Consider the following 8,236-nt stretch of genomic DNA (forward strand, 5'->3'; position numbering starts at 1 on the left):
GAGACCAGCGTGGAGCCGAGAGACCTCACGATCGTCAGCGAGATCTTCAGTAGGCTTCAAGCGGAGGCGCTTTCGCCGAAGGCGTCGGTCGAGCTGATGCGGAAGGTTGTGAGAGAGCGATGGACGTGACCTGGCGCAAGTCTTCGCGCAGCGGTGAGGCCGGAGACAACTGCGTCGAACTGGCCAGCCTCGGCGAGACCGTGGGCATCCGTGACAGCAAGAACCCGGCCGGCGCCAAGCTCACCCTGCGCCGCGACGAGTTCGCGAACCTCGTAGCGATCCTGAAGCGCTAACGCCCGGACATGGCAGCGATGAAGCCCCGGCCTGAGAGGGACCGGGGCTTCTTTCTGTTTGTCTGGGGTCTGACGAACATTGGAACGAAAAGTCCCGCTAGGAGCGTGCGGTTGAGCTCGCTAGCGTGACTTTTCGTTCCAATGCCGCTCGGGTTGAGATTGATGCAGGTCAGAAGGTGCTTGTTAGTGCTCGGTCAGTTCGGGACGTGGGTCGGGCACGCCGGTCTTGACCTGTTGGAGTCCGGTGCGCTTGAGCTCGGGCACGTACTTGTAGATGGTCGAGCGGCTGACGCCCAAGAGGCGGGCGATAGAGGAGACGGTCGCGTCGGGCTGGATGAGCAGCGCGCAGGCGTGTCGGATCTGCTCGGGCGTCATGGAGGCGGCCGGCCGAGGCGGACGCCGCGGGCCTTGGCGGCGGCCGGGCCCTCGTGGGTGCCTTCGATGATGAGTTCGCGAATGAACTCGGCGAGGGCGGCGAACACGTGGAAGACCAGGCGGCCGTCCGGCGTGGTGTTGTCGAGGGCCTTTTTCAGGGATCGGAACCCGACGCCGCGGCGGCGCAGGTCGGCGACGATCGTGATGAGGTCCTGCAGGGAGCGAGCGAGCCGGTCCAGCGAGGGGACGACCAGGGTGTCGCCGGGCCGCAGGTAGTCAGCGCCTTGGCGAGTTCTTCGCGTTCGGCGTCCTTGCCGGATTTCTTGTCGGCGAAGATCTGGATGCAGCTCGCGGCCTTCAAGGCCAGGGTCTGGCGGTCGAGTCGCTGGTCTTTGGTGGAGACCCGGGCGTATCCGACGAGCGCGGCAGTGAGGATCGTGGGCTCGGCGCCGAGAAGATCGTCGGCGGCCTGGCGGATCACCGCGGAGGGCGGGGCATCGCCCGGGAACGTCGTCACAACTGGAAAGTGCAGGAAAAACGGTGCTGTCGGTGTTGTTGAACACCCGAAGTTCTCAACGTCGTTTTACCGACAGATTTCCGGGGCGCTCGGGCAGTGAAGAAGACTGCGCGTGGGGTGTCGAAGAATCGAACGATTCTCAGACACCCCACCCAGGGCGGTGGCGTCGCCGCCGTTCGCCGTTGCGATGCGGGCCTGCGTGGTGCGGCGAGATGGCTTCCGGTCAGGTTCGGGTCGGCGCGGTGGTGAGCCTGTGGACGAGGAGGTCGATCACGGCTCGTTTGTCGGCGTCGTCGGGCCGGTGGGTGAGGAGGCCTTCGATGACGAAGGTGCCGATCGCGGTCATGGCGGGGAGGTCGGCTTCGGCGGCGCCGGCTTTGCGGAGGTCGTCGGCGACCAGGGTGTCGGCGAGTTCGTGGAAGCCGGTGTGCCAGGCGTGGACGGCGGGTGAGGCCGGGGCGCGGGTGTGGACGGTGTTGACGAGGCCGTGCAGCCGTTCGAGTTGGTCGAGGGCCCACAGGAGCCGGTCGCTGAGCGGCCGGTCGGCGATGGTCGTGTACTGGGCGAGGGCTTCGGCCAGCAGGCGGTCCAGGACGGCGACGAGCAGGTCGTCCTTGTCGCGGAAGTACCAGTAGATCGTGTTGACGGTGACGCCGGCGTTCTTGGCGATCTGGCCCATGGACGCCGACTCGTAGCCGTCGTCGATGAACAGCCGCTGGGCGGCGGCGAGGATCTCCTCGCGTTTCTCCTCGCGGTCTTGGGGGCGTCGGTTCCGGGGCACCCCCACACTCTATCTTGAACGGCCCTCAAGAAGGCGCTAGGTTTCTTGAAGACCGTTCAAGAAGTGAGGTGGGCCCCCATGGAGACCGACCACGCGGCTGCCGGGCTGCTCGGGCTGGACACGACCGGGCTGCTGGCGTTCTTCGCCACGCTGCCCGCCCCGTCCATCGAGGAGATGGACGGGGAGTACCCCGCCCGGCTGCTGGCCCAGCCCAACCTGGTCGCCTCGGTGACCGGGCGCGGGGCGGTGTCGAATCCGCTCGCGCCGTGGCTGTGCAAGGCGTTCCGGCCCGTCGACGGCCGGACCGGGCGCGGCTACAACACCTTCCGCCAGTTCGGCCGCGTCCGGCAGCGCTATGCGATGCACACGCTCATCGCACCGTCGCGCTATGACGGCCGTCCCGCCTACACGCTGGTCTACCGCGCCTACGCCTCGATGTGCGGGGCGATCAACATGGTCGACGAGGTCCGCCGCGCGGCGCCCGGTGTCTATCTGGGCATCGGGACGTGGGGATTCACCGCACGGCAGCGCCGCATCCCCCTGCCCTTCCTGCTCACCGGGCCCGTCGGCGCCTACCGCGGTGACATCGGCACCGCTCGCCGCGGCTTCACCCCGGGCCCGCGTGAACTGCCCGGCCCGAAAGAGGCCGCCCGGTGACGAAGTGGCTGCTTTACGGTGCCAACGGCTATACCGGCGAGCTGATCACCCGGCTCCCCGGCAGCAGCCCCCTCACCATCACCACCCCCTACCCGACCGAAGGAACCCCCCAGTGACCACCCCCCGCACCGCGCTCATCACCGGCGCCTCCGCCGGCATCGGCGCCACGTTCGCCCGCCACCTGGCCGCCCGCGGCTACCAGCTCCTGCTGGTCGCCCGCCGCACCGACCGCCTCCAGGAGCTGGCCGCGGAGCTGACCCGGCAGCACGGTGGACGGCGCTATGAGGTGTTCGCCGCCGACCTCACCGACCCCGCCGCCCCCAAGGCGATCGTGGACTACGCAAACGCCCAGGGCTTGGACATCGACGTCCTCATCAACAACGCCGGGCTGTCGGGCAAGTCCGCGTTCGCCGACACCCCCTGGGACACCCTGGCCGGGGAGATCCAGTTGATGGTGACCGCCCAGACCGAACTCGCCCACCTGGTCATCCCCGGCATGAAGGAACGCCGCTGGGGCCGCATCGTCAACCTGTCGTCCGTCGCCGCGTTCGCCCCGCCCGCAGCCAGCCTGCTCTACACCGGTATCAAGTCCTACGTCCTCAACACCTCCCAAGCCCTCGACATGGAACTCAAACCCCACGGCATCCACGTCACCGCCCTGTGTCCCGGCTTCACCCGCACCGAATTCCACGACGTCATGGGCACCCGCGACAAAGCCAACCGCCTGCCCCGCATCCTGTGGCAGCAACCCGAAGCCGTCGTGGCCGAAGGCTGGAAAGCCGTCCAGAACGGCAAACCCGTGTGCGTCCCCGGCCTGGTCAACAAGATCTCCGCCGCCGCCATGAAGCCCCTGCCCATCCGCCTGGGCTACCTCGCCGGACGCACCCTCAACCCCTTCAAGAACAGCTGACCCCCCTCACCTCCGTCCACCGGCCGCTGGCCCGGCCCGCCGCGACGCCCGACCACACCCCGGAGCCCATCGGGGACTTCTCAGACACTTGGTGTGGGGTCCAGCGGAAGCGGCTGGACAGCCAGCTGTCCTGCGGTCGGCCGCGCCGGATGCGTCCCTGGGCGGCCAGCAGGGCCAGGACGCGGGTGGTGATGCGGGAGCCGGGCCTCATAGGGGACGGCCGGAATACGGCAGAAAGGGGTCACGCCCCGCCCGTGATGCCTGCCAGGGAGCTGCCCGAGTGCCGTCCCCAGGGTGGTCACCGCCGGTAGCGAGGGCAGCCTCAGTGACTGTTGGTGACCCCGGTTTCGGCGCAGAAAGGCCGTACCGGATCAGGGACGAAACTCCTTGTGACCGCGCTACGAGTCTGTGAGCTGCGAGAACATCGCCGAGCTCGCCGGACAGAGTCAGAGATCTGTCCGGTGAGCCCCTTTTGTGTCATCAACGACCATAACAATCCGTGAACACGCGCTCCGCAGGGACAGCCGCACGGCTACCCGTCCCACCTGCAGAGGTTCAACAGGTCCCGCGCTCGTTTGCGGCTGGTGACACGTTCGTTAACGGCACCCGTAATTCCTGCACTCAGCCTCCTCGCGGGCCAGTTCGCGCCAGGCGTTGTCCTCGGCGCGTGAGCGGGCGGTGTCGTATCCGTTGAGCGGCCGGTAGCAACCACGCCGCTTACCGCTTCGAGCTGAGGATCGCCGACATCGCTCCCGACGGATCGAAGATCCGCGGCCCGGCGTCGGCCGCCATCCGGTCCAGCGCGTTTGCACCGGGCGCTCGTCAGGATGAGGACAGGCCTCGAACACTGGCCTGGGCCACGCCTACGACATCAGCTGATCCTCTCATCAGCGTGTTCACTCATCGCGCGGGACCTCGTGTCGCACAACTCCGGGGTTGTTTCTCACTGAGACCGTCCTATCTGCACGGCCGGATATTCAGCTCGCGTCGTCCGGTGCCTCTTCCATCTCGACTGCCCGGCTGTGCAGTTTCGCTCCGTCGGGGTTGAACAGGCACAGCACTTCGAGGACCTCGGGCCCGGGGTTGCCGAAGCCGTGCGGTACGCGCGTGTCGAACTCGACGGCGTCGCCGGCGGCGACGATCAGCTCGTCCTCGCCGATGAGGAGCCGCATCCGTCCGGCGATCACGTAGATCCAGTCCCATCCCGGGTGGACCCATTGCCTGATCGGCTTGTCCGGCGCCGGCGGAAGCACCTGCTTGAAGGCCTCCCACGCCCCGGAGCCGCCGGACAGCGGCATCGTGATGACGCCGTCCCTGACGCGCGGACGCGGGTGGATCCGGGGGTCTCCGAGGGCAGGTGCTCCGACGAGGTCGTCGAGCGGCAGCCGGTAGAGCCTCGCCAGCGGCATCAGCAGCTCGAGCTGGGGGCGCCTGTTCCCCGACTCGAGCCGAGACAGCGTGCTGACCGAGATGCCCGTGGCATCCGACACCGACCTGATGGTCATGCGCCGCGACTCCCGGATCGCCCGCAACCGGGGACCGACCGCGGACAGATCGTCCCCCATGCCCGACCTCTTGCCCTTCTGTCTCACAATTTTGCTAGAACAGCATGGCCTTCGAGGCGGACAGGATCAACCCATCTCCGTGGCGCCCGGGGAAGGCCGGTCAGGGCACTTGTTGCCATTTCGGCACGCATGGTTGCCACAGGACGTCCGGTGCGCCCACGATGGGCACATGAAGGCGTAACGGAGCTGCGCGACCTGTCGGATACGGGTCACGGCCTTCGTGGCTTAACCGAGCGGCGGTCGACCAGACCGCCCGGATGGGGAGTACCGACATGACTACCACCAGGACCGGCGAACGGGAGAGCATCTGATGGCCACCCTGACGGTCGACTTCTTCAGCAGCCTCGACGGCAACGGCTCGGCGCGCGGCTGGCCCGGGTACTGGGGCAAGGAGGGCCCCGAGCTCCGGGACCATCTGGTGCGGAAGTACGCGCAGGACCAGGTGCTGGTCTACGGAGCAACGACATTCCGCGAATTCCGCAAGTTCGTCGTCGAGTACGACGAGCCTTACTACGACAGCCTCACGGCACTACCGAAGATCGTGTTCTCGAGCACGCTGAGCGAACCGCTCGGATGGTCGAACTCGACCGTCATCTCGGAGGACGCCGTGACCGCGATGGAGCGGCTCAAGCGCGAGACCGACGTGCCTATGCGATCCCACGGCAGCATCTCTCTCAATCGTGCCCTGCTTGCGGCGGGGCTCGTGGATTTCCTCGAGGTGATGGTCTTCCCGGCGATCACCGGAAAGGCCGGCTATGCGTCCCTGTTCCACGACGGCCCGGATTTCGACCTCGAACTCGTCGAGTCGACCGTGCTCGACGGCCGCACGCAGAAGCTCGTATACGCTCCGCACCTGCACACTGGCATACCGGAGGGCGTCGGCCCACAGCGACGCGAAGCGTAGGCCGGCGGCGTCGGGTGATGCGAGGCCGGACGGGATGCAGCGACTGCTGCATCACGCCCGGTGGGACGCCGGTCTGGTGCGGGACGCGCGGCGCCGCCAGGTCGGTGGGCGGATCGGCCCGCTGAGCGGGGTGCTGGTCGTCGACGACACCGGCTTTGCGAAGAAGGGCGGGCGTTCGGCCGAGGTACGGCGGCAGTACACCGGCACGGTGGGAAAGATCACCGACTTTCGGATCGGGGTTCTTTCGCGGTGATCTCGGATGGCGTCGAGTCCGTTCGTAGCCAGGGTGAGAGGCCGGCGAGGAGCCGGTCGCAACGCCCTGGAGGCTCACGATGGCCGTCACCACCATTCCCGCCGCCGTTTCCGCCAACTCGCTGATCGCCAGAGGCCTGACCGCGGCGGCCGTCGCCGCCGTGGCGACCGCGGCCAGCGCCGCGGCGGGCAAGGCCGCCGGGATCAGCCTGGTCGTCGGCGGCGCGCCGATCCCGGTGGCCGGGTTCGCCACCCTGACCGTCATCTTCTCCGTGCTCGGCCTGGTGCTCGGCCTGGGCTCGCCCTGGTCCTGGCCCCCTGGGCCCGCCGTCCGCGCCCGGTGTTCGTCCGCACCACGCTCGTGCTCACCGCGCTGTCACTGGCGCCCGATGTGCTCGCGGACGCGTCCGCCGCCACGAAGGCGCTGCTGATGCTCACGTACCTGGCCGCCGAGATCGTGATCCCGGCCGTCGCCCGCCGCCGCGCCGCCTGATCCCTCGAACGAGACCTGAGATGACAAGGAGCGTGCCCACCGTGAACCAGGAGAGCGTGAGCGCCACCCTCACCTTCGCCGTCCCCGCCGCGAGAGTGTTCGCGGTGCTGGCGGACCCGGCGACCCACGCCGCGATCGACGGCACCGGCTGGGTTCAGGCACCCGCCGACCGGGCGCCGCTGACCGAGGTCGGACAGATCTTCCGGATGGACATGTATCACGCCGACCATCCCGGCGGTGACTACCAGGTCGTGAACAAGGTCACGGTGCTCGACCCGCCGCACGCCATCGGCTGGCTGACAGGGACGGACCAGGGCGACGGCCGGCTGGAGTTCGGCGGCTGGATCTGGCGCTACGACCTGGCGCCGGCCGGTCCGTCCGAGACCGAGGTCACGCTCACCTACGACTGGTCGGGGGTGCCGCAGGACATCCGAGACCGCATCGGGTTCCCGCCGTTCGGCCCTGAGCACCTCATCAACTCACTCCATCACCTGGCCGAACTCGCCGCGCCGGCGTCCCGGACCTGACCGTATGACGATGACCCCCACACACACCTGTCACCTCACACCAGCGAACGAACGGGAGAATCCATGACCACCGACACCACCACCGCCGGCCCGCAGACGCTCGACGGCTGGACCTGCGGCACCTGGACCATCGACCCCGCCCACACCACGGTGAGCTTTTCGGCGCGCCACCTGATGAGCCGGGTCCGCGGAACGTTCGCCGAGGTCAGCGGGCAGATCGTCACCGACCCCGACCCCGCGGGCTCGACCGTCACCGCCGTGATCGGGACCGCCTCGGTCCACACCGGCAACAAGATGCGCGACGACCACCTGCGGTCGGCCGACTTCTTCGACGTCCAGACACATCCGCAGATGACGTTCGTCAGCCGGACGCTGCACCCGGCGGCCGGCTCCTGGGTGCTGTCGGGTGAGCTGACGATCCGCAACATCACCCGGACGGTGGATCTGGAGGTCGAGTTCCTCGGCTCCGACCCGACCGGGCTGCAGGGCGAGCCGCGGATCGGCTTCTCGGCTCAGGCGACCATCAGCCGCCGCGACTTCGGCGTCACCTTCGGCCTTCTCGCCGACGGCACCAAGCTCATCATCGCAGACAAGATCGACATCACCCTGGACGTCCAGGCGTTCCCAGCCTCCTGAGACACCGATCAGCAACGTTCCGCAAGGATCGGTGACGCCGCTCGTGTCCCGGCGCCCTCCGTACGTCATCGACCACGACCACGCAACCGGCCTCATCCGCGCACTGCTGTGCTGGACGTGCAACTCCCGCGAGCCCTTTTGCTGCTTCCCCCTTACACCGCGTCCCCGCCAGCGGGGAACGCCGTTGGCGCCACCGCCGGGCCCGCGGCTAGGCCGTGTTTCAGAAGTTGATCACGGTGTGTCTGCCGGTTCGGGATGATCTTGTTTGTGGGTCGTGGTGATCTGACCGATGCGCAGTGGGCGCTGTTGGAGCCGTTGCTGCCGGT

The 8,236-nt window shown here is 68.1% G+C and carries 12 protein-coding genes and 1 pseudogene; 8 read left to right on the top strand and 5 right to left on the bottom strand.

Features of this window, described 5'->3' with window-relative positions; all coding sequences use genetic code 11:
* The first annotated feature begins 119 nt into the window (after positions 1-119).
* A complete protein-coding gene (locus amrb99_RS48720) occupies positions 120-293 on the top strand; it encodes a DUF397 domain-containing protein (RefSeq protein ID WP_190868918.1) in 174 nt (57 codons plus the stop codon).
* A gap of 183 nt (positions 294-476) precedes the next feature.
* Here amrb99_RS48720 and amrb99_RS52165 read toward each other — a convergent pair whose 3' ends face one another.
* The 4 genes from amrb99_RS52165 to amrb99_RS48730 all read right to left on the bottom strand — a co-directional run bounded on the left by amrb99_RS52165 (position 477) and on the right by amrb99_RS48730 (position 1,966).
* A complete protein-coding gene (locus amrb99_RS52165; RefSeq protein WP_241756662.1) occupies positions 477-668 on the bottom strand; it encodes a helix-turn-helix domain-containing protein in 192 nt (63 codons plus the stop codon).
* Entirely contained in the window at positions 665-940 is a 276-nt protein-coding gene (locus amrb99_RS52170) for a recombinase family protein (protein ID WP_347257198.1), read from the bottom strand. Before amrb99_RS52170 ends, amrb99_RS52165 begins: the two co-directional genes overlap by 4 nt.
* Complete coding sequence (locus amrb99_RS53610; protein WP_347257197.1) at positions 823-1,185, bottom strand: recombinase family protein; 363 nt, start codon at positions 1,183-1,185, stop codon at positions 823-825. The genes amrb99_RS52170 and amrb99_RS53610 overlap by 118 nt, the downstream gene beginning before the upstream one ends.
* 223 nt (positions 1,186-1,408) lie before the next feature.
* Positions 1,409-1,966 (bottom strand): TetR family transcriptional regulator, encoded by a 558-nt coding sequence (locus amrb99_RS48730; RefSeq protein WP_190868919.1) that lies wholly within the window; start codon positions 1,964-1,966, stop codon positions 1,409-1,411.
* A gap of 78 nt (positions 1,967-2,044) precedes the next feature.
* Here amrb99_RS48730 and amrb99_RS48735 point away from each other — a divergent pair, with 78 nt between their 5' ends.
* A complete protein-coding gene (locus amrb99_RS48735; RefSeq protein ID WP_190868920.1) occupies positions 2,045-2,623 on the top strand; it encodes a hypothetical protein in 579 nt (192 codons plus the stop codon).
* Positions 2,624-2,735: 112 nt separating this feature from the next.
* On the top strand, positions 2,736-3,533 hold the full coding sequence (locus tag amrb99_RS48740) for an SDR family NAD(P)-dependent oxidoreductase (protein ID WP_190868921.1): 798 nt from the start codon (positions 2,736-2,738) through the stop codon (positions 3,531-3,533).
* Positions 3,534-4,510: 977 nt separating this feature from the next.
* On the opposite strand, the gene amrb99_RS48745 is transcribed toward amrb99_RS48740, so the two are convergent.
* Entirely contained in the window at positions 4,511-5,098 is a 588-nt protein-coding gene (locus amrb99_RS48745; protein WP_190868922.1) for a helix-turn-helix domain-containing protein, read from the bottom strand.
* Positions 5,099-5,408: 310 nt separating this feature from the next.
* On the opposite strand from amrb99_RS48745, the gene amrb99_RS48750 reads away from it, so the two are divergent.
* From amrb99_RS48750 to amrb99_RS48770, 5 genes and pseudogenes are all read left to right on the top strand, one after another.
* Positions 5,409-6,002: a dihydrofolate reductase family protein gene (locus tag amrb99_RS48750; protein WP_241756663.1), complete on the top strand. Its 594-nt coding sequence runs from the start codon at positions 5,409-5,411 to the stop codon at positions 6,000-6,002.
* Positions 5,959-6,249, top strand: a pseudogene (locus tag amrb99_RS48755) (transposase); the annotation flags it as partial. The gene amrb99_RS48750 and the pseudogene amrb99_RS48755, both read left to right, overlap by 44 nt.
* A 12-nt stretch (positions 6,250-6,261) precedes the next feature.
* Positions 6,262-6,747, top strand: coding sequence for a DUF6069 family protein (locus amrb99_RS52180; RefSeq protein ID WP_277820248.1), 486 nt, complete (start codon positions 6,262-6,264; stop codon positions 6,745-6,747).
* Between the two features lie 41 nt (positions 6,748-6,788).
* On the top strand, positions 6,789-7,274 hold the full coding sequence (locus tag amrb99_RS48765) for an SRPBCC family protein (RefSeq protein ID WP_206700411.1): 486 nt from the start codon (positions 6,789-6,791) through the stop codon (positions 7,272-7,274).
* A 63-nt stretch (positions 7,275-7,337) separates the two neighbouring features.
* Entirely contained in the window at positions 7,338-7,910 is a 573-nt protein-coding gene (locus tag amrb99_RS48770) for a YceI family protein (RefSeq protein ID WP_190868924.1), read from the top strand.
* The last annotated feature ends 326 nt before the right edge of the window (positions 7,911-8,236 follow it).

It is taken from the genome of Actinomadura sp. RB99 (genome assembly GCF_014706005.1).
Lineage (GTDB): Bacteria > Actinomycetota > Actinomycetes > Streptosporangiales > Streptosporangiaceae > Spirillospora.